At 61.3% G+C, this 21,592-nt stretch carries 15 protein-coding genes; 14 read left to right on the forward strand and 1 reads right to left on the reverse strand.

What is annotated here, in order from left to right; all coding sequences use genetic code 11:
• Positions 1-77: 77 nt before the first annotated feature.
• From rpmE to AC07OF_RS02090, 3 genes are all read left to right on the forward strand, one after another.
• Complete coding sequence (gene rpmE, locus AC07OF_RS02080; protein ID WP_107024884.1) at positions 78-290, forward strand: 50S ribosomal protein L31; 213 nt, start codon at positions 78-80, stop codon at positions 288-290.
• Between the two features lie 2 nt (positions 291-292).
• Positions 293-1,114: a thermonuclease family protein gene (locus AC07OF_RS02085; RefSeq protein ID WP_495072524.1), complete on the forward strand. Its 822-nt coding sequence runs from the start codon at positions 293-295 to the stop codon at positions 1,112-1,114.
• A gap of 178 nt (positions 1,115-1,292) precedes the next feature.
• Positions 1,293-2,561, forward strand: a complete 1,269-nt coding sequence (locus tag AC07OF_RS02090) for a malic enzyme-like NAD(P)-binding protein (protein WP_157194562.1) — start codon at positions 1,293-1,295, stop codon at positions 2,559-2,561.
• A 185-nt stretch (positions 2,562-2,746) separates the two neighbouring features.
• On the opposite strand, the gene AC07OF_RS02095 is transcribed toward AC07OF_RS02090, so the two are convergent.
• On the reverse strand, positions 2,747-5,194 hold the full coding sequence (locus AC07OF_RS02095; protein ID WP_191830822.1) for a penicillin-binding protein 1A: 2,448 nt from the start codon (positions 5,192-5,194) through the stop codon (positions 2,747-2,749).
• Between the two features lie 179 nt (positions 5,195-5,373).
• On the opposite strand from AC07OF_RS02095, the gene pilM reads away from it, so the two are divergent.
• The 11 genes from pilM to gbpA all read left to right on the forward strand — a co-directional run bounded on the left by pilM (position 5,374) and on the right by gbpA (position 21,540).
• Complete coding sequence (gene pilM, locus AC07OF_RS02100) at positions 5,374-6,300, forward strand: type IV pilus biogenesis protein PilM (RefSeq protein ID WP_157194560.1); 927 nt, start codon at positions 5,374-5,376, stop codon at positions 6,298-6,300.
• On the forward strand, positions 6,288-6,815 hold the full coding sequence (locus tag AC07OF_RS02105) for a PilN domain-containing protein (RefSeq protein ID WP_495072525.1): 528 nt from the start codon (positions 6,288-6,290) through the stop codon (positions 6,813-6,815). Before pilM ends, AC07OF_RS02105 begins: the two co-directional genes overlap by 13 nt.
• On the forward strand, positions 6,812-7,738 hold the full coding sequence (locus tag AC07OF_RS02110; RefSeq protein ID WP_495072526.1) for a pilus assembly protein PilP: 927 nt from the start codon (positions 6,812-6,814) through the stop codon (positions 7,736-7,738). The genes AC07OF_RS02105 and AC07OF_RS02110 overlap by 4 nt, the downstream gene beginning before the upstream one ends.
• 42 nt (positions 7,739-7,780) lie before the next feature.
• The gene (locus tag AC07OF_RS02115) at positions 7,781-9,052 is read left to right on the forward strand and encodes a type IV pilus secretin PilQ (protein ID WP_495072561.1); all 1,272 of its coding nucleotides are present in this window, start codon (positions 7,781-7,783) and stop codon (positions 9,050-9,052) included.
• 4 nt (positions 9,053-9,056) lie between these two features.
• Positions 9,057-9,575 carry a shikimate kinase AroK gene (aroK, locus tag AC07OF_RS02120; RefSeq protein ID WP_038615538.1) on the forward strand — a complete coding sequence of 173 codons (519 nt, stop codon included), beginning with the start codon at positions 9,057-9,059 and terminating at the stop codon, positions 9,573-9,575.
• 99 nt (positions 9,576-9,674) lie between these two features.
• Positions 9,675-10,772 (forward strand): 3-dehydroquinate synthase, encoded by a 1,098-nt coding sequence (gene aroB, locus AC07OF_RS02125; RefSeq protein ID WP_157194557.1) that lies wholly within the window; start codon positions 9,675-9,677, stop codon positions 10,770-10,772.
• Between the two features lie 16 nt (positions 10,773-10,788).
• Complete coding sequence (locus tag AC07OF_RS02130; RefSeq protein WP_157194556.1) at positions 10,789-12,393, forward strand: SPOR domain-containing protein; 1,605 nt, start codon at positions 10,789-10,791, stop codon at positions 12,391-12,393.
• 363 nt (positions 12,394-12,756) lie between these two features.
• A complete protein-coding gene (gene gltB, locus AC07OF_RS02135) occupies positions 12,757-17,202 on the forward strand; it encodes a glutamate synthase large subunit (protein ID WP_495072527.1) in 4,446 nt (1,481 codons plus the stop codon).
• Positions 17,203-17,235: 33 nt separating this feature from the next.
• Positions 17,236-18,654, forward strand: a complete 1,419-nt coding sequence (locus tag AC07OF_RS02140; RefSeq protein WP_157194554.1) for an FAD-dependent oxidoreductase — start codon at positions 17,236-17,238, stop codon at positions 18,652-18,654.
• Positions 18,655-18,852: 198 nt separating this feature from the next.
• On the forward strand, positions 18,853-19,917 hold the full coding sequence (gene hemE / locus AC07OF_RS02145) for a uroporphyrinogen decarboxylase (RefSeq protein ID WP_157194553.1): 1,065 nt from the start codon (positions 18,853-18,855) through the stop codon (positions 19,915-19,917).
• 168 nt (positions 19,918-20,085) lie between these two features.
• Positions 20,086-21,540, forward strand: a complete 1,455-nt coding sequence (gbpA, locus tag AC07OF_RS02150) for an N-acetylglucosamine-binding protein GbpA (protein WP_495072528.1) — start codon at positions 20,086-20,088, stop codon at positions 21,538-21,540.
• Positions 21,541-21,592: the final 52 nt, after the last annotated feature.

Consider the following 21,592-nt stretch of genomic DNA (forward strand, 5'->3'; position numbering starts at 1 on the left):
TGGTATTATTCGCCGCCTAATTACGTGCGGTATTCAACAATGGTGTTGGGTGGCGGCACGCAGTCGAGGAAGTGACCATGAAGCCAGAAATTCACCCGAATTATGAAGTAGTCGCAGTCACCTGCAGCTGCGGTAACAAGTTCGAAACTCGTTCGACCCTGTGCGCTCCACTGGGTACCGACGTATGCAACGAGTGCCACCCGTTCTACACCGGTAAGCAGAAGACTCTGGATACCGGCGGCCGCGTCAAGCGCTTCGAAGATCGCTTCGCAGCGTTCGGCAAGAAGTAAGATTGCGCGTAGCCGGCCCGATGGGTTTGGCAATGCTGCTGAAAAAGGCGTCCCTTGTGGGCGCCTTTTTTGTGGGCGCAATCTGGCAGTTGCCGGCACTGGCCTTTTGCCCGCTGCCGGTCGATCCCCAGCAGGTCACCGTGCGCCAGGTGGTCGATGGCGATACCTTGCGTCTGAATGATGGCCGCAGCGTTCGCTTGATTGGCATCAATGCCCCGGAAATCGGCCGCAAGGGCCGAACCAGCGAACCCTTCGCCGAGGCTGCTCGCCAGCGTTTGCAGGCCATGGTCAAGGCCAGCGGGGGTGAGGTCGGGCTGGTGCCAGGCGTCGAGTCCAAAGACAAGTACGGGCGCACCCTGGCGCACATCTATGGCCGCTCTGGCGACAATTTTGAAGCGCAACTGCTCAGCGAAGGCTTTGGCTATCGGGTTGCCGTGGCGCCGAACGTGTCGCTGAGCGACTGTCAGCAGCAGGCAGAGCGTGCCGCCCGTCAGCTGAAGGCCGGTGTTTGGCGGCAATCCCCGGTGATCCCAGCGGCCCAGATACGGCAATCCGGTTTTGCCTTGATCGGCGGTCAAGTTACGGGTATCGAGCGGAATCGCGGCGGCATCTGGATCGAAATCGACGATGCGCTTGTGCTTCAGGTCCCGGCGCGCCTGCAGCGCAGTTTTCCTCCAGCCTTCGTTGATGGGCTCAAAGGCCGGAGCGTCGAAGCGCGCGGTTGGGTGCTGGATCGTTCCCGCAAAGGCGGCCTGAAAGCCGGGCAGAAGCGTTGGTTGCTGCCTTTGACTGATCCTTCGATGCTGGAACGGGTCGAAAGATAAAAAATTGTGGACATTTTTTTCTTCGATTGTACACATTGAAACCCTTGCGGGCTGCGGCTCTTGGCGGAAAGTCGTAGGTTAAAGGCCTTGACACAAGTGACCGACCAGTCTTGTCGGCCCTTTGCTCTTTGCGTATCCTCGGCGGTCCGTCAGAACAGTAAATAGCGGAATGCCCACCATGTCAGATTTGAAAACCGCCGCTCTCGAATATCATGCTCAGCCTCGTCCGGGGAAACTGAGCGTCGAGCTCACCAAACCTACCGCGACTGCTCGCGACCTGGCGCTGGCCTACAGCCCTGGCGTGGCCGAGCCGGTACGTGAAATTGGTCGCGATCCGGAGCTGGCCTACAAGTACACCGGCAAGGGCAATCTGGTAGCAGTCATTTCCGACGGCACCGCCATCCTTGGCCTGGGTAACCTCGGCCCACTGGCTTCCAAGCCGGTCATGGAAGGCAAGGGTGTTCTGTTCAAGCGTTTCGCCGGTATCGACGTTTTCGACATCGAAGTCGAGTCGGAGAGCCCGCAAGCTTTCATCGACACCGTCCGCCGCATCTCCATCACCTTCGGTGGCATCAACCTGGAAGACATCAAGGCGCCCGAGTGCTTCGAGATCGAGCGCACCCTGATCGAACAGTGCGACATCCCGGTATTCCACGATGACCAGCACGGCACCGCGATCGTTACCGCCGCCGGCATGATCAACGCCCTGGAAATCGCTGGCAAAACCCTGGCTGATGCCAAGATCGTCTGCCTGGGCGCTGGCGCTGCCGCCATCTCCTGCATGAAGTTGCTGGTGAGCATGGGTGCGCAGATCGAGAACATCTTCATGGTTGACCGTACTGGCGTGATCCACGCTGGCCGTGACGACCTGAACCAGTACAAGGCGGTGTTCGCCCATGCGACCGACAAGCGCACCCTGGCTGATGCCCTGGACGGCGCTGACGTGTTCGTTGGTCTGTCCGGCCCGAACCTGCTGAGCGCTGAAGGCCTGAAGTCGATGGCGCCAAACCCGATCGTCTTCGCCTGCTCCAACCCGGATCCGGAAATCGCTCCAGAGCTGGCGCACGCCACCCGTAGCGATGTGATCATGGCCACCGGTCGTTCCGACTACCCGAACCAGGTCAACAACGTGCTGGGCTTCCCGTTCATCTTCCGTGGTGCTCTGGACGTTCGCGCCAAGCGCATCAACGAAGAGATGAAGATCGCTGCCGCCAACGCCCTGAAGGATCTGGCCAAGCTGCCAGTGCCGAAGGAAGTCTGCGCAGCCTACGGCGTCGACGCGCTGGAATTCGGTCGTGAGTACATCATTCCGAAGCCAATGGATGCCCGTCTGATCACCGTTGTTTCCGATGCCGTGGCCAAGGCTGCGATCGAAACCGGCGTGGCGACCCTGCCGTATCCGAAGAACTACCCGCTGAAAAGCGTGGATGACGTGTTCAACGGCTAAGCCGTTGTAGCGTTGTAATAAAAAAGCCCCGGCTCGTGAGAGTCGGGGCTTTTTTGTGGATGTTTACTTGTGGATCTGTTGTGCCTTCATCGCTGGCAATGCCAGCTCCCACATGGGCCGGGTCACACTGCTCTAATGTGGGAGCCAGCGTTGCTGGCGATGGGCCGCAAAGCGGCCCCGAAGAGTCAGAACAGATCGATCGGCGCCGCTTCATCCGCTGGCAGCGGGCTGCCCGGCGCCGAGCCATTCAGCTCGTTGACCGATGGCGGTGTGTCCTCGGCTTTGAACAGCTCGAAGTAGGCGTTCGGCGTGCTCGGCGTTGCTGCCCGGCCACTGACCGGATCAACCCGCAGGCTGAGGATGCCTTCCGGCTCGGCCGGAGCGTGGTTAGGTTTGTCTTTGAGCGCCGGGCCCATGAAGTTCATCCAGATCGGCAACGCCACGGTGCCACCGTACTCACGGCGGCCCAGGGTTTCAGGCTGGTCGAAACCGCTCCAGACGGTGGTCACCAGATCGGCGTTGTAGCCGGAGAACCAGGCGTCCTTGGATTCGTTGGTGGTGCCGGTCTTGCCCGCAAGGTCAGTGCGGCCCAGAGCCAGGGCGCGTCGCCCGGTACCGCGCTTGATCACGTCCTGGAGCATGCTGGTGAGGATGTAGGTGGTGCGACCGTCGATGATGCGTTCGGCCACTGCTGGCGCCTGCGGGAAGGCAGGCTGGTTGCTGGCAGGCGTGGCAGCCGCTTCGCCGGGGAACTGGGTGCTGATCGGCGCTTCTGGCGCGGCGATACCGGATTCGACCTGTTCCGCTTGCGGCACCCGTGGCGGGTTGGCGGTAAACAGGGTTTCACCGTTACGGCTTTCGATGCGTTCGATCAGGTATGGCGTGATCTTGTAACCGCCGTTGGCAAAGGTGCTCCAGCCGGTGGCGATTTCCATCGGGGTCAGGGTGGCGGTGCCCAGGGCCAGGGACAGGTTAGGCGGCAGGTCCTGCTTGTTGAAGCCGAACTTGCTGATGTAGTCGATGGTCGGACCGACACCCATGGCCTGCAGCAAGCGGATCGACACCAGGTTGCGCGACTTGTACAGCGCTTCCCGCATACGGATCGGGCCGAGGAAGGTGTTGGTGTCGTTCTTCGGACGCCAGACCTTGTCCAGGTATTCGTCGACGAACACGATCGGCGCGTCGTTGACCAGGCTGGCGGCGGTGTAGCCGTTGTCCAGCGCTGCGCTGTAGACGAAAGGCTTGAAGCTCGAGCCCGGCTGACGCTTGGCCTGCATGGCGCGGTTGTAGTTGCTCTGTTCGAAGGAGAAACCGCCAACCAGGGCGCGGATGGCGCCGCTGTTGGGATCGAGCGAGACCAGCGCACTTTGCGCGCCCGGCACCTGGCTGAACTTCAGGTTGCCGTTGTCCAGGCGCTGGACGCGGATCAGGTCGCCGACCTGGGCAACGTCAGAGGGCTGTTGCGGCGCACGCCCCTGGCTGTTGGTGTTGAGGAACGGGCGGGCCCATTTCATGGTGTCCCAGGCCACATGCTCCAGGTTGTCGGCACGGGTCAGCACCTGCAGGCCGGTCTTGTCGACCTGAGTGACAATCACTGGCTCCAGGCCGCCCAGCGGGCGCTGTTTGCCGAGTTCCTGCAGCCAGGCGGCGCGGGTCTTGCCCGGGAAGCGGGCTTCAGGGCCGCGATAGCCATGGCGCTCATCGTAGGCGCTGAGGCCATCGAGGACAGCTTTGTTGGCGATTTCCTGCAGGTCGCTCGGTACCGTGGTGGTGACCCGGAAACCTTCGGTGTAGGCGTCGCTGCCGTACCGGCCAACCATTTCGGCGCGGGCCATCTCGGCGATGTAAGGGGCGCGGACTTCTGGCGTCGGCACGTGGTAGCTGGCGTTGATCGGCTCGGCCAGGGCGGCCTGGTAGCTCGCCTCATCAATTTTGCCCAGCTTGTACATGCGCCCGAGGATCCAGTCGCGGCGCTCTTTGGCGCGCACCGGGTTGGCCAGCGGGTTGAAGCGCGACGGCGCCTTGGGCAGGCCGGCGATCATGGCCATCTGCGCCAGGCTGATGTCGCGGATCGACTTGCCGTAATACACCTGGGCCGCAGCTTCGATGCCGTAGGCGCGGTTGCCCAGGTAGATCTTGTTGACGTACAGCTCGAGGATCTCGTCCTTGGTCAGCTCGCGTTCGATCTGCAAGGCCAGGAGGATTTCGTTGGTTTTGCGCGAGAAGCTGCGCTCACTGCTGAGGAAGAAGTTCTTCGCCACCTGCATGGTGATGGTGCTGCCGCCGGTCTGGATGTGCCCGGACTTGAGCAATTGTGTTGCAGCACGCATCAAACTACTGGGGTCGACCCCATAGTGATTGGCGAAATTGTCGTCTTCGGCCGAGAGCAAAGCCTGGATGAAATGGGGCGGAATGTCGGCGAAACGGATGGGAGAACGGCGCATTTCGCCAAACTCGGCGATCAGTTTTCCGTCGCTGCTGTAGACCCGCAAAGGGATCTGCAACTGGATGCTTCTGAGGGCCTCTACCGAGGGCAAGCTGGGGCTAAGATACAGAAACGCGCCGCTCAGACCGAGCACGATTGCGCAAATGACTGCGACGAAAGACCACCAGAAGAACTTCAGCAGGCGTATCAAGGCTTTTGGGCGTCCAGGTAAAAGAGTGGGTTGCGCGCAGGGCCAGCGGACAAGGAAAAACGCTGGGCATTATAAGCATTTTTCGCACGGGCGCGTTATTGCCGCGCCCGTCGGGGAATCAGCCAGGTTTGACGGGGCATAGCCCCTGTTGACCTGCAGCGATCAAAGGAAAACCGATGCTTGGACGCCTTGGCAAGGATGCCGGTTCACTTCTGGGGATAGAAATTACCCCTCCGTTCATCAGGCTGGTGCGCCTGCGCCGCCACCGTGGCCGCTACAGCGTGCAGGCCTGGGCGCTCGAGCCCTTGCCGGTGACGGCCATGCACAATGGCTGGATTGCAGATCCCGAGCAGGTCGGGGCAGCCCTGCTTCAGGTTGTTCGGCGTAGCGCTGGATCGGTGCGCAGAGCGGCCATTGCGCTGCCAGCCGGGCTGGTGATCGAAAAGCTGCTGTCGATGCCGGCTGATCTGGACGACGAAGCGATTATCGAGCGTCTGCCAGCCGATGCCGGTCAGTTCGTTCCTTTTGCGCTTGAGGATGCGGCAGTCGACTTTCAGGTCATGGGTCCTGATCCTGACGCGTCGCAGCACCAGCGGGTTGTCGTTGCCGCTTGTCATCTGGCGTTGCTGGATGTTCTCCAGGCCAGTCTTGAAACCGCGGGTGTGCGGGCCTGTGTGGTTGAGCCCGACAGTCACGCCTTGCAGCGTGCGTTACAGGTAGATGGCTTGTTACTGCAGGCCGAAGCCGATGTTCTGGTCATTCACGAGTGGGGTGAAGGGCCTGTGTCGATGCGTCGCGAAGTTCGTATGCCTGCCCCGGGGGACGTTGTGCAGTGCTTGGCAACGGCGGTGGATAACTACCTGTTGTCCAGTCCGGGGAGGGCATTGCCAGATCAGTTGCTGCTGGCGGGGGCCGCTGCGGTGGATCCGGACTTGCCCCGGCAATTGCAGCAGCACCTCGGCGTTAAGGTGCGGCATGCCGACCCATTCAAGCATCTGCTGCTGGCGCCGGGGCTGCAGTCCTGCGTTTTGACCGCGCAAGCCTCGTGTCTTGCAGTCGCTTGCGGGTTGGCAATGCGCGAGGACAATCGATGCCTGGCTTGAATCTGCTGCCCTGGCGGGAGCAACAGCTTCAGGCCGGTATCCGGCGCATGCAATTGGCGCTGTTCGGCGTAGGGCTGACAGCGCTACTTGTTACCCTGCTGACGGATTATCTGGGGCGCCAGGTGCAGCAGCGCCAGGTCGTCGAACACGCCGCGATCCGGCTGATTATCGACGGCCTCGATAGCCAGCTGGCACAGGCAGCGCAGCACAAAATTGAGCAGGAGCAGATCCAGGACAGGCTGCAGGCGCTGGGGGCTCTGCAGGGCAAGCGCGTACTCCTGGTGGATCTTCTTGAGCAGCTTGAGCGCGCTGTGCCCCCTGGGGTGCAGCTCACGGCGCTGACGCGGCAAGGCGCGCGCCTGCATGTCCATGGGTTGGCGCACTCCGGTTCATTGGTCGCGCAACTGCTGCGCAACCTTTCTTGTGCGCTCGGAAAGGCCGAGTTGCAGCAAATGAAAGCAGTGGATGAGGGGGAGACGTTCGAGCTGAGCGTGACCTTGAGGGGCGAGTCTTGAGCTTCCTGGCCATCGCTCGATGGCAGCAGTGGGCGGCGGGCTCGCCGATCAGGCAGGTGCTATTGCTGGCGGGGTGTCTGGCGCTGCTGCTGGGGCTTGCTTATATCGTTCAACTGCGGGCGCTTTTCATCGAAATAGAGCAGGGCGCCGAACAGTCGCAGTTCTTGCGGATCGAGCAGGCAGAGAAGGTCGCAGGTGCGCAGGCGCTTGCCGCCCATGAGGTACAACTGGCTGTGGCATACCGGAGCCTTGATGAGGCGCGCTGGAGGTTGGCCGCAGGTGGTGAACTGGCCGACTTGCTGGAAAGCATTGCCTATCAGGGGCAATCGAGTGGAGTGTTCGTCGAACAGGTGGAGCTGTTGCCGGAAATCCACCAAGACCAACACATCGAACAGCCCATGCAGCTTCAGTTGCAGGGCACTTACCCGGCCTTGCTGGCCTTTGTCCATGGCCTTGCGTACTTGCCTCGACTCATTACTTTGCAGGATTTCTCTTTGCTGCCGACGCAGACTGGCCTGCGTTTAAAGGTGCAGCTCAGTGCCTACCGTAGCCAGCAGGCGGGAGCGGTCTCTGGCCTTTCCGGGGAGGCATCAGAGCCTGTACCTCCGGCGCCGGATATTGCGCGAAATCCGTTCGAGCCTTCCTCCCTGATGCAGCACCGCCAGTACCTGGAAACTTTGCCGCTCGACCAGTTCGAGATGATTGGCAGCCTTGCCCGTGGTTCGGCGCGCTTTGCCTTGCTGCAAGTCGCTGGCGTCGTTCATCGCCTTCAGCTGGGTGATCGCCTTGGGCGTGATCAGGGGCAGGTTGTGGGCATTGAGGAGCAGCAGATCGAAGTGGCCGAGCAGGTGTTTGTGGTGGGCAAGGGCTGGGTCGAGCGGCGTCGAACGCTGCGCCTGAAGCAGCCTGCAGGCGCGGGATAAAGCAGTGGACCAGGGAGGTCGCAGATGAAGGCAGGATGGAGTATGGCGCTGTTCGCCGGGTTGTTTACCCTGCAGGCTGCTTGCGCGGTGTCGGCCAGTAGCGCGCCGCCGGGTGAGCTTTTATCGTTGAACTTCCAGGACGTCGAGGTACGTTCGGTGTTGCAGGTGCTGGCTGATTTTTCCGGGGTCAACCTGGTTGCCAGCGATGCGGTGCAGGGCCGGGTCACCCTGCGCCTGCAGGATGTGCCCTGGGAGCAGGCGCTGGACCTGGTGCTGCGCAGCAAGGGGCTGGAACGGCGTACCGAAGGCAATGTCCTGCTGGTGGCGCCCATTGGCGAGCTTGGCGGTCAGGAGCGGCAGTTGCTGGAAGGTCGTCAGCAGGTGGCCGGCCTGGTGCCGACGCGCCGGGAGCTGCTGCCGATTCACTATGCCAAGGCGGCAGACATCGCGGCAGTGTTCCGGTCGCTGACGGAGAATGATCCATTCGACGCCGCTGCGGGGGCGCTGGGTGTCGATGAGCGAACCAATACCCTGATCGCGCGCCAGACCCCGGAGCGGCTGGAGGAATTACGCCAGTTGATCGCTCGCCTGGATGTACCGGTGCGCCAGGTGATGATCGAAGCGCGGATCGTTGAAGCGAATGTCGACTACGAAAGGAGCCTGGGCGTGCGCTGGGGCGGGGAGCTGGATCTGGGCAGTGGTCTGGTCCTGGGTGGCGCCGACACCTTTGTCGACCTGGGGGCGGAGCGGGCTGGCTCGGCCATCGGCCTGGGACTGGTGCGCGACAATGTCCTGCTCGACCTGGAACTCAGTGCCATGGAGAAATCCGGTAATGGTGAAATCATCTCCCAGCCCAAAGTGGTCACCGCCGACAAGGAAACCGCGCGGATCCTCAAGGGCACCGAAGTGCCGTATCAGGAAACCAGTGGCAGTGGCGCTACCTCTGTGACCTTCCGCGAGGCGTCGCTGTCGTTGGAGGTGACGCCGCAGATCACCCCGGACAACCGGGTGATCATGGCCGTGAAGGTGACCAAGGATGAGCCGGACTACCTCAATGCCCTGGCCCAGGTGCCGCCAATCCGCAAGAACGAGGTCAATGCCAAGGTCCGTGTGAAGAACGGCGAGACCATCGTGATCGGTGGCGTGTACTCAACGGTGCAAAGTAAAGTTGTCGACAAGGTGCCATTTTTCGGCGATGTGCCGTATGTTGGGCGGCTGTTTCGTCGCGATGTTCTACAAGAGAAAAAATCCGAGCTGCTGGTCTTCCTGACTCCGCGTATCATGAGTGACCAGGCGATTGCTGTGAGTCGTTGATTCTGTGCGAAATTTGATACTTGTGGGGCCCATGGGTGCTGGTAAAAGCACCATCGGTCGCCTGTTAGCCAAAGAGCTGCGCCTGCCGTTCAAGGATTCCGACAAGGAAATTGAACTGCGTACCGGCGCCAATATCCCGTGGATCTTCGACAAGGAAGGCGAACCGGGCTTTCGTGACCGTGAGCAGGCGATGATCGCCGAGCTCTGCGCGTTCGATGGCGTGGTCCTGGCCACCGGTGGAGGCGCGGTGATGCGCGATGCCAATCGTCAGGCCCTGCATGCCGGAGGGCGGGTGGTGTACCTGCACGCCTCGGTCGAGCAGCAGGTCGGGCGCACCTCGCGTGACCGCAATCGGCCATTGCTGCGCACTGCCAACCCAGAGGCGACCTTGCGAGCTTTGCTGGAGATCCGTGATCCGCTCTACCGCGAGATCGCAGACCTGGTGGTGGAAACCGACGAACGGCCGCCGCGAATGGTTGTGCAGGATATTCTCGAGCGCTTGCAGAAGTTGCCGCCCCGTTAAGCCAGGACTATCCTCGGCGGCCAGTCATGCCATGACAGGGCACACCGTTATCGCGCGGGTCGAGCCATCGATGCCGCGCCTCGTTCATTGTGGGGACACATGCAGACACTAAAGGTCGAATTGGGCGAACGTAGCTACCCGATCTACATTGGCGAAGGCCTGCTGGATCAACCTGAACTGCTGGCGCCGCATATTGCCGGCCGGCAGGTCGCCATTATCTCCAATGAGACTGTCGCGCCCCTTTATCTCGAGCGTCTGAGCAAGACCCTGGGTGCCTATTCGGTACTGCCGGTGGTGTTGCCTGATGGCGAGGCGTTCAAGAACTGGGAAACCCTGCAGCTGATTTTCGATGCCTTGCTCACTGCCCGCCACGACCGTCGCACCACAGTTGTCGCGCTGGGCGGCGGGGTGATCGGCGACATGGCCGGGTTTGCCGCTGCTTGCTACCAGCGTGGCGTGGATTTCATCCAGGTGCCGACGACCTTGCTGTCCCAGGTCGACTCTTCGGTAGGCGGCAAGACCGGCATCAACCACCCGCTGGGCAAGAATATGGTCGGCGCCTTCTATCAGCCCAATGCGGTGCTGATCGATACCCGTAGCCTCAACACCCTGCCGCCGCGCGAGTTGTCGGCCGGTCTTGCCGAAGTGATCAAGTACGGCCTGATTTGTGACGAACCGTTCCTGGGCTGGCTCGAAGCGAACATGGAAGCCTTGCGCGGCCTGGATCAGGTTGCCCTGACCGAGGCGATTGCGCGCTCCTGCGCAGCCAAGGCCGCCGTTGTCGGTGCTGATGAGCGCGAGTCAGGCGTGCGCGCCACCCTCAACCTCGGCCATACCTTCGGCCACGCCATCGAAACCCACATGGGCTATGGTGTCTGGTTGCATGGCGAGGCCGTGGCAGCGGGTACCGTGATGGCCCTGGAAATGTCCATGCGTCTGGGCTGGATCAGCCAGCAGGAACGTGATCGTGGCATCCGTCTGTTCCAGCAGGCAGGTTTGCCGGTGGTGCCGCCGGAGGAAATGACCCCGGCGCAGTTCATGGAACACATGGCAGTAGATAAAAAGGTACTCGACGGTCGTCTGCGTCTGGTCCTGCTGAGCCGCATGGGCGAAGCGGTGGTCACCGACGACTATCCGAAAGAGATTCTTCAGGCCACGCTGGCCGCGGATTACCGCGCGATCGTGGCCCAGCTTTGAGGTTGATGAGCGTCCGATGACTAGTTTGCATGCCGACGAGGCCTTTCTCGGCCATTACCAGTTGAACCACGACCCCTTCGCTGCACGGGTGCCGGGTTTCAAATTCTTCCCGGCCCAGCGCAAGCCGGTGCTTGGCCAACTGCACCATCTGGCCCGCTACAGTCAGCTGCTGCTGGTGGTAACCGGCCCTCAGGGCAGCGGCAAGACCCTGCTGCGCCAGGCGCTGGTTGCCAGCACCAACAAACAATCGGTGCAAAGCGTGGTGGTTTCCGCGCGTGGCGCCAGCGATGCCGCCAGCGTTCTCGGCCAGGTCGCCCAGGCGCTGGGTGTTGCCCAGCCTGAGGTCCCCGAGCTGCTTGCCCAGGTGGTGCAACTGGCGTTGACCGGCCAGGAAGTCTACTTGTTGGTGGACGATGCGGAACAACTCGACGAGTCGGCACTCCAAGCCTTGCTGGAGCTGGCGGCGGGCACTCCGGAAGGGCGTCCGCATGTATTTCTGTTCGGCGAGCCGTCACTGATCGCCGGGCTGGAAGAGCTCAGTGCTGATCTGGAGCGTTTCCATGTCATCGAGCTTGCGCCGTACAGCGAAGAAGAGACCCGGGAATACCTCGAGCAGCGCCTGGAAGGTGCCGGGCGAGGGATCGAGGTGTTCACCAGTGAACAGATTGTCGATATTCACCAAAACTCGGATGGCTGGCCTGGGGCAATCAACCAGGTCGCCCGCGATACCTTGATCGAAGCCATGATCGCCAGCCGGACCACGGCCAAGCGACCATCAATGGGGTTCAATATGCCTAAGAAACACGTGCTGGCACTGTCTGCTGTCGTTGTGGTCGCCGTTGCCGCGGCGGTGCTGATGCCGAAGAAGGGCGATCAGGCGCCAACCGCGCCTGCAGAGCAAGCGCAATTGCCACTGGGCCAGGGCCAGCCAGGTAATGCACAGTCGAACAATGGCGGCCCGGCGATTGAGTTCGCTGGAAATTCGCAACCCATGCCACTGCCGCTGGTAGGTCAGTCGCAACCGGTGATGCGCGGCCCGCTGGCCGAGTCCACCGGCATGGGTGATGGCGAAGAGGGAGGCCCGGCTGGTGATACCGCGCTGCAGCCGCCGACCGTCACCACCATTGCCCCGCCAGCTGGCGTTGCTGCTGGCCCTGCACCTGCTCCGGCGCAGCCAGTGGCCCAGGCCCAGGCTGTCGCCCCGGCGCCGCAACCGGTTGCACCGGTCGCCAGTAAGCCGGTTGCACCTGTGGCCAAGCCTGCGCCTACCCAGGTTGCGACGGCCAAGCCTGCAGCAAAACCTGTCGAGAAGCCTGCAGCCAAGCCGGCCGCAGGTGGCAGCTGGTACGCTGGGCAGAAACCGGGCAACTATGTCGTGCAAATCCTCGGCACCAGCTCCGAGGCATCCGCTCAGGCCTACGTCAAAGCCCAGGGTGGCGACTATCGCTACTTCAAGAAAAACCTGCAGGGCAAGCCGCTGTACGTGATCACTTACGGCAACTTCGCCAGCCGTGATGCCGCCCTGGCTGCAATCAAAGCCTTGCCAGCCAAGGTCCAGGCTGGTAAACCTTGGCCACGTACCGTCGCCAGCGTCCAACAAGAACTGGCCGCGACCCGCTGATATAGCCTGGTGGCACTACCCCCGCCACCTGCTGAGCGACTCCTGAATTACGGTCAAGCCTGCTGCGTAAAACGCGGCAGGCTTTTCTGTCCCAGACTGCCGGCCACAAGCCCATCTTGCAGTCCAGGCTGAAACGCTTCAGACTCAAGCCATGCCGTTACCACGGCGCACGCTTAAAAACATTCAAAAATGCGACATGGATTTACGACTATTCGTCGTAAATTTGTGGGCTTCCCTGTCGCTGTGCAACAATGGCTCCCCTATTGCCCCCGCAAAGCTGGCATTCGTTCGGCGTGGATGGTAAGTGGTTGTACTAAAAAGAGATTTGCCTTGGTGAGAGGCGAACCTGGTGAGAAAGTGTCTATGAAAACAGGTCTGTACCATCCCGAAGAATTCAAGGATAACTGTGGTTTCGGCCTGATCGCCCATATGACGGGCGAACCCAGCCACCACCTTCTGCAAACAGCCATGCAGGCATTGACCTGCATGACCCACCGCGGTGGCATCAACGCTGACGGCAAGACCGGTGACGGTTGCGGTCTGTTGATGCAAAAGCCCGATCAGTTCCTGCGCGCAGTGGCCCTGGAACAGTTCGGCGCCGAGCTGCCCAAGCAGTACGCGGTGGGCATGGTGTTCTTCAATCAGGACACCACCAAGGCAGAAGCCGCCCGCGACAACATGAACCGCGAGATCCTCGCCGCTGGCCTGCAGCTGGTCGGCTGGCGCAAGGTGCCGATCGACACCAGCGTCCTCGGCCGCCTGGCCCTGGAGCGCCTGCCGCAGATCGAGCAAGTGTTCGTCGGCGGTGAAGGCCTGAGCGATCAGGAATTCGCCATCAAGCTGTTCAGTGCCCGTCGTCGCTCGTCCGTGGCCAACGCCGCCGATACCGATCACTACATCTGCAGTTTTTCGCACAAGACCATTATCTATAAAGGCCTGATGATGCCGGCGGACCTCGCCGCCTTCTATCCGGACCTGGATGACGAGCGCCTGCAGACCGCCATTTGCGTGTTCCACCAGCGCTTCTCCACCAACACCCTGCCGAAATGGCCGCTGGCGCAGCCGTTCCGCTTCCTCGCCCACAACGGCGAGATCAACACCATTACCGGTAACCGCAACTGGGCCCAGGCCCGTCGCACCAAGTTTGCCAATGACCTGATCCCGGATCTGGAAGAGCTCGGCCCGCTGGTCAACCGTGTCGGCTCCGACTCCTCGAGCATGGACAACATGCTCGAGCTGATGGTCACCGGTGGCATCGACCTGTTCCGTGGCGTGCGGATGATCATTCCGCCAGCGTGGCAGAACGTCGAGACCATGGATGCCGACCTGCGTGCCTTCTACGAATACAACTCCATGCACATGGAGGCGTGGGATGGCCCGGCCGGCGTGGTACTGACCGAAGGTCGCCACGCGGTCTGCCTGCTCGACCGCAATGGCCTGCGCCCGGCGCGCTGGGTTACCACCAAGAACGGCTACATCACCCTGGCGTCGGAAATCGGCGTGTGGGACTACAAGCCTGAAGACGTGATCGCCAAAGGCCGTGTGGGTCCAGGCCAGATCTTTGCCGTGGACACCGAGACCGGCCAGATCCTCGACACCGACGCCATCGACAACCGTCTGAAGTCGCGCCACCCGTACAAGCGCTGGCTACGCCAGAATGCCCTGCGCATCCAGGCCGACCTCAGCGATGACCAGGGCGTGGCCAGCTACGACGCTGACCAGCTCAAGCAGTACATGAAGATGTTCCAGGTCACCTTCGAAGAGCGTGACCAGGTCCTGCGTCCGCTCGGCGAGCAAGGCCAGGAAGCAGTCGGTTCGATGGGCGACGATACGCCGATGGCGATCCTCTCCCAGCGCGTGCGCTCGACCTATGACTATTTCCGCCAGCAGTTCGCCCAGGTCACCAACCCGCCGATCGACCCGCTGCGCGAAGCGATCGTCATGTCGCTGGAGATCTGCCTGGGTGCCGAACGCAACATCTTCCAGGAATCCCCCGAGCACGCCTCGCGGGTGATCCTCAGCTCGCCGGTGATTTCGCCCGCCAAGTGGCGTTCGCTGATGAACCTCGACCGTCCGGGTTTCGAGCGTCAGCTGATCGATCTCAACTACGAGGAAGGCGTTGGTCTGGAAGCTGCGGTGCGCAACATCGCCGACCAGGCCGAAGAAGCCGTGCGCAGCGGCAAGACCCAGCTGGTGCTGAGCGACCGCCATATCGCCCCGGGCAAACTGCCGGTGCATGCCTCGCTGGCGGTGGGCGCCGTGCATCACCGCCTGACCGAACTGGGCCTGCGTTGCGACAGCAACATCCTGGTCGAAACCGCTACTGCCCGCGACCCGCATCACTTTGCGGTGCTGATCGGTTTCGGTGCCTCGGCGGTATATCCGTACCTGGCTTACGAAGTGCTGGCTGACCTGATTCGCACCGGTGAAGTGCTCGGTGACCTGGACGAAGTCTTCAAGTACTACCGCAAGGGCATCTCCAAGGGCCTGCTGAAGATCCTCTCGAAGATGGGCATCTCGACCATCGGTTCCTACCGTGGTGCGCAGCTGTTCGAGGCGGTCGGCCTGTCCGAGGAAGTCGTCGAGCTGAGCTTCCGTGGCGTTGCCAGCCGCCTCAAAGGCGCACGTTTCGTCGACATCGAGAACGAGCAGAAACTGCTCGCTGCGGAAGCCTGGAGCGCGCGCAAGCCGATCCAGCAGGGCGGCTTGCTGAAGTTCGTCCACGGTGGCGAGTACCACGCGTACAACCCGGATGTGGTCAACACCCTGCAGGCCGCTGTGCAGCAGGGCGACTACGCCAAGTTCAAGGAATACACCACGCTGGTCGACCAGCGTCCGGTATCGATGATCCGCGACCTGCTCAAGGTCAAGGTCGCCGAGCAGCCGCTGGCGCTGGAGGAAGTCGAGCCACTGGACGCCATCCTCAAGCGCTTCGACTCTGCCGGTATCTCCCTCGGCGCGCTGTCGCCGGAGGCGCATGAAGCCCTGGCCGAGGCGATGAACCGTCTGGGCGCGCGTTCCAACTCCGGTGAGGGCGGCGAAGACCCGGCGCGCTACGGCACCATCAAGAGCTCGAAGATCAAGCAGGTGGCCACCGGTCGTTTCGGTGTGACCCCCGAGTACCTGGTCAACGCCGAAGTGCTGCAGATCAAGGTGGCCCAGGGCGCCAAGCCCGGTGAAGGCGGGCAACTGCCTGGCGGCAAGGTCAACGGCCTGATCGCCAAGCTGCGTTATGCCGTGCCTGGCGTAACCCTGATCTCGCCACCGCCGCACCACGACATCTACTCGATCGAAGACTTGTCGCAGCTGATTTTCGACCTCAAGCAGGTCAACCCGCAGGCGCTGGTCTCGGTCAAGCTGGTGGCGGAAGCGGGCGTCGGCACCATCGCCGCCGGTGTGGCCAAGGCCTATGCCGACCTGATCACCATCTCCGGTTACGACGGCGGTACCGGTGCTTCGCCGCTGACTTCTATCAAGTACGCCGGTGCCCCGTGGGAACTGGGCCTGGCTGAAACCCACCAGACCCTGCGCGGCAACGATCTGCGCGGCAAGGTCCGGGTACAGACCGACGGCGGCCTGAAAACCGGCCTCGACGTGATCAAGGCCGCCATCCTCGGCGCCGAAAGCTTTGGCTTCGGTACCGCGCCAATGATCGCCCTGGGCTGCAAATACCTGCGAATCTGTCACCTGAACAACTGCGCCACCGGCGTAGCAACGCAGAACGACAAGCTGCGCAAGGACCACTACATCGGCACCGTCGACATGGTGGTGAACTTCTTCACCTACGTCGCCGAAGAAACCCGTGAGTGGCTGGCCAAGCTCGGCGTGCGCAGCCTCGGCGAGCTGATCGGGCGTACCGACCTGCTGGAAATGCTCCCCGGCGAAACCGAGAAGCAGAAGCACCTCGACCTCAGCCCGCTGCTGGGCAGTCCGCACGTGCCGGCCGACAAGCCGCAGTTCTGCGAAGTCGACCGCAACCCGCCGTTCGACAAGGGCGTGCTGGCCGAGAAGATGGTCGACATGGCCCTGCCGGCCATTCGCGACCTGTCCGGTGCCGAGTTCGAGCTGGATATCTGCAACTGCGACCGTTCCATCGGTGCACGGATTTCCGGCGAGATCGCGCGTCTGCACGGCAACCAGGGCATGGCCAAGGCTCCGATCACCTTCCGCTTCAAGGGCACTGCCGGGCAGAGCTTCGGGGTGTGGAACGCCGGTGGCCTGAACATGTACCTCGAAGGTGATGCCAACGACTACGTCGGTAAAGGCATGACCGGTGGCAAACTGGTGATCGTGCCGCCTGCGGGCAGCCCGTTCGCCACCCAGCACAGTGCCATTGTCGGCAACACCTGCCTGTACGGCGCCACCGGCGGCAAGCTGTTCGCCGCCGGCACTGCGGGCGAGCGTTTTGCCGTGCGTAACTCCGGTGCCCACGCGATTGTCGAGGGCACAGGCGATCACTGCTGTGAATACATGACCGGTGGTTTTGTCTGCGTACTGGGCAAGACCGGCTACAACTTCGGTTCTGGCATGACCGGCGGTTTCGCCTACGTGCTGGACATGGACAACAGCTTCGTCGACAAGCTCAACCATGAACTGGTGGAAATCCAGCGCATCAGCGGCGAAGCGATGGAGGCTTATCGCAGCCACCTGCAGCGTGTCCTGGCTGAATACGTCGAAGAAACCGGCAGCGAATGGGGGCGTGAGCTCTGGGAAAACCTGGACGACTACGTGCGGCGCTTCTGGCTGGTCAAGCCGAAGGCGGCGAACCTGAAGAACCTGCTGTCCAGCACCCGTGCCAACCCGCAGTGATATGCGCCTGAAGAGTTTGATGAGGTTTAGAACATGGCTGAACGTCTGAGTAATGACTTCCAGTTCATCGAGGTCGGGCGCAAGGATCCGAAGAAGAAACTGTTGCGTCAACGCAAGAAAGAGTTCGTGGAAATCTACGAGCCCTTCAAACCCCAGCAGTCGGCCGAGCAGGCCCACCGCTGCCTGGGCTGTGGCAACCCGTACTGCGAGTGGAAGTGCCCGGTACACAACTTCATCCCCAACTGGTTGAAGCTGGTCTCCGAAGGCAACATCCTCGCTGCCGCCGAGCTGTCGCACCAGACCAACACCCTGCCGGAAGTCTGCGGCCGGGTGTGCCCGCAGGATCGTCTGTGCGAGGGTGCCTGCACCCTTAACGACGGCTTCGGCGCGGTGACCATCGGTTCGGTGGAGAAGTACATCACCGACACCGCCTTCGCCATGGGCTGGCGCCCGGACATGTCCAAGGTCAAGCCGACCGGCAAGCGTGTCGCCATCATCGGCGCCGGTCCGGCCGGCCTGGGCTGCGCCGACGTGCTGGTGCGCGGCGGGGTGACCCCGGTGGTGTTCGATCGCAACCCGGAAATCGGTGGCTTGCTGACCTTCGGTATTCCCGAGTTCAAGCTGGAAAAGACTGTGCTGAGCAATCGTCGCGAAGTCTTCACCGGCATGGGTATCGAGTTCCGCCTCAACACCGAGGTGGGCAAGGACATCAGCATGGAACAACTGCTCGAAGAGTTCGATGCAGTGTTCATGGGCATGGGCACCTACACCTACATGAAAGGCGGCTTCCCGGGTGAAGACCTGCCTGGCGTGCACGATGCCCTGGATTTCCTCGTGGCCAACGTCAACCGCAACCTGGGCTTTGAGAAGTCGCCGGAAGATTTCGTCGACATGAAGGGCAAGAAGGTCGTGGTACTCGGTGGTGGCGACACGGCGATGGACTGCAACCGCACCTCGATCCGCCAGGGCGCGAAGGCGGTAACCTGTGCCTACCGTCGTGACGAAGCGAACATGCCGGGCTCGCGCAAAGAGGTGAAGAACGCCAAGGAAGAAGGCGTGAAGTTCCTCTACAACCGCCAGCCGATCGCGATTGTCGGTGAAGACAAGGTGGAAGGCGTGAAGGTGGTCGAGACCCGTCTCGGCGAGCCGGATGCCCGTGGCCGTCGCAGCCCCGAGCCGATTCCGGGCTCCGAAGAGATCATCCCGGCTGACGCCGTGGTCATCGCCTTCGGTTTCCGTCCGAGCCCGGCGCCATGGTTCGAGCAGTTCAGCATCCAGACCGACAGCCAGGGTCGCGTTGTGGCACCGGAGAAGAACACCTTCAAGCACCAGACCAGCAACCCGAAGATATTTGCCGGTGGCGACATGGTTCGCGGTTCTGACCTGGTGGTGACGGCGATCTTTGAGGGGCGTAATGCCGCCGAGGGGATTCTCGATTACCTGGAGGTCTGATCGGGCCTCATCGCTGGCAAGGCCAGCTCCCACAGGTCTTGTACACACCTGTGACCTTGTGGGAGCCGGCCTTGCCGGCGATGCTTTTAGCTAAATCTATTGATCTGTCACAAGTCGATAGACAAAAGGCACGGTACTTACCGTGCCTTTTCCGTTGGTGTCTGAGAAAATGCCCGCACTTTTTTTCCGGATGCCGACATGACTGCCTTGAAGAACGATCGTTTTCTGCGCGCCCTGCTCAAGCAACCCGTAGACGTCACCCCAGTGTGGATGATGCGCCAGGCCGGCCGCTACCTGCCGGAGTACCGCGCCAGCCGCGCCAAGGCCGGTGACTTCATGAGCCTGTGCATGAACCCGCAGTTCGCCTGCGAGGTCACCCTGCAGCCGCTGGACCGCTACCCGCTGGACGCCGCGATCCTGTTCTCCGATATCCTCACCATCCCCGACGCCATGGGCCAGGGCCTGTACTTCGAAACCGGCGAAGGCCCGCGTTTCAAGAAGGTCATCAGCACCCTGGCCGACATCGAAGCGCTGCCGATCCCTGATCCGCAGAAAGACCTCGGCTACGTGATGGACGCGGTCAGCACCATCCGCCGCGAGCTCAACGGCCGTGTGCCGCTGATCGGCTTCTCCGGCAGCCCGTGGACCCTGGCCACTTACATGGTCGAAGGCGGCTCGTCGAAAGACTTCCGCAAGACCAAGGCCATGCTCTACGACAACCCGCAAGCCATGCACCTGCTGCTCGACAAGCTGGCGCAGTCGGTGATCAGCTACCTCAACGGTCAGATCCTCGCCGGTGCGCAAGCCGTGCAGATCTTCGATACCTGGGGCGGCAACCTGTCGGCGGCGGCCTATCAGGAGTTCTCCCTGGCCTACATGCGCAAGATCGTCAGCGGCCTGATTCGCGAGCATGAAGGGCGCAAGGTACCGGTCATCCTGTTCACCAAGAATGGTGGCCTGTGGCTGGAAAGCATCGCTGACGCTGGCGCCGACGCTCTGGGCCTGGACTGGACCTGCGACATCGGCGAAGCCCGCCAGCGTGTCGGCAGCAAGGTCGCCCTGCAGGGCAACATGGACCCGACCGTGCTTTATGCCAAGCCAGAAGCCATCCGCGCCGAAGTCGGGCGCATCCTCGCCAGCTATGGCCATGGCAGCGGCCATGTGTTCAACCTCGGCCACGGCATTACCCCGGAAGTCGATCCGGAGCATGCGGGGGCGTTCATCAACGCCGTGCACGAGTTGTCGGCGCAGTACCACAAATAGACAACCATGCTAATAGAAACCCGGCTAACGCCGGGTTTTTTATGCTCGAAGCTTTCCAGTCGTGTAGAGCGCTTTTTCAAACGCAGCTAAGTTATTTTTCTGACATCAAATATTATTCTCCTCAGCGACTATTAAGTCTTGATTAAGTAGTCGGCTGAGGAACAGATTATGAAACGGATTTCGTTATCCTTGTTGTCAGTTATGAGTGGTTCGATATGTGCAGCGATATTTTCTTCGGGGGTGTCGGCGCATGGTTATGTTGTTGATCCGCCTTCGCGGGCCTATGCATGTAATCGGGGGCTGAACATAAATTGTGGCGCCGCCCAGTATGAGCCGCAAAGTGTCGGTGAAACCATAAAAGGATTTCCGGCACGAGGCCCGGCAGACGGTAAACTTGCGAGTGGTGAAAACCAGGCGTTTGCTCAACTTGATGTTCAAACGTCAACGCGTTGGCACAAGACACCTGTGTCCGGTTCGGTCGAATTCAGCTGGCATTACGCCGCAGGCCATAACACAACGGGTTGGGAGTACTACATTACCCGCAACGACTGGAACCCCAATCTGCCGTTGTCGCGAGCATCCTTTGACGCCGCTCCTTTTTGCTCGGTGCAATGGAATGGAACGCCACCATTCGACTTGCCGGAAGGTGGCACCGGGCCAGGTAAAGAGAAACATCGGTGTCAATTACCACCGGACCGGCAGGGTTACCACGTAATCTATGGCATCTGGACCATCGATAACACGGTTAACGCTTTCTATAAAGTGATGGACGTGGACATCGGTGCCAGCGGTCCGGGCGAGCCGGGGCCAGAGTGGGCGGAGGTCGGGCAGATCCAGCCACAGCGTACGCTCGAAGTCGGTGATCGGGTCAAGGCACGTGCGTTTGTCAGAGGCGTGGAGCACGAAGGCTTTAGCACCACTATCCAGGTCAGCACGGCGCAAGAAGGCCAGCCAGAGAACTGGTCGTACAAACTGGCGCAGCATATCAATCAGATCCAGAGTCAGGTCAAGGCGGGCCAGCGTGACGGTGAGGGTAATATTCTCCCGGCACATGGTAGCAACACCTTGTATGCCAAGCCGTCAGCGGGCATCAGCAGTTTCGAGCTGGCTTACGAATTTAATCCGGGCGATGAAGCCTACCTGCATATCCATGGTCTCGCCGCCGAATATCCGTTGAATGAGAACATGGCGACCTTGGACTTCTCGGTGATGAGCAACAAGAAGCTGACGGTCACCGCCAGTTTGTTCGACAGCAGTCATAAGCAAGTTGGTTCTGTCAGTCACCTAGTCGACCAAGGCACTGTGCCATTCACCTTGGCAGTGCAAAGCACTGGAGGTGAACACCTGCTCAAATTGGTTGGTATCTCCGAAAATGGCCGTGTAGTGCTTCAGGAGGAACGCTCGGTGCGGCTTGTAGAGGGACAGGGCGGTCATGACTATGTTTTCCCTCAAGGTATCGAACTGTATCGAGAGGGTGTTCGAGTTCTGCAACCTAAGAATGGCGTTGTCTACAAGTGCAAACCGTTCCCGGCCGAAGGTTGGTGCAAGATCTACTCAGCGAGTAGTAATAACTACGAGCCTGGTGTCGGTTCACACTGGCAAGATGCCTGGGATGCCCTATAACTTCTGAGCACAAGTGTATGCCCGTTATTATAGATGACGGGCTATTGCTTGC

This window comes from Pseudomonas sp. GW821-FHT10B02, assembly GCF_059415665.1.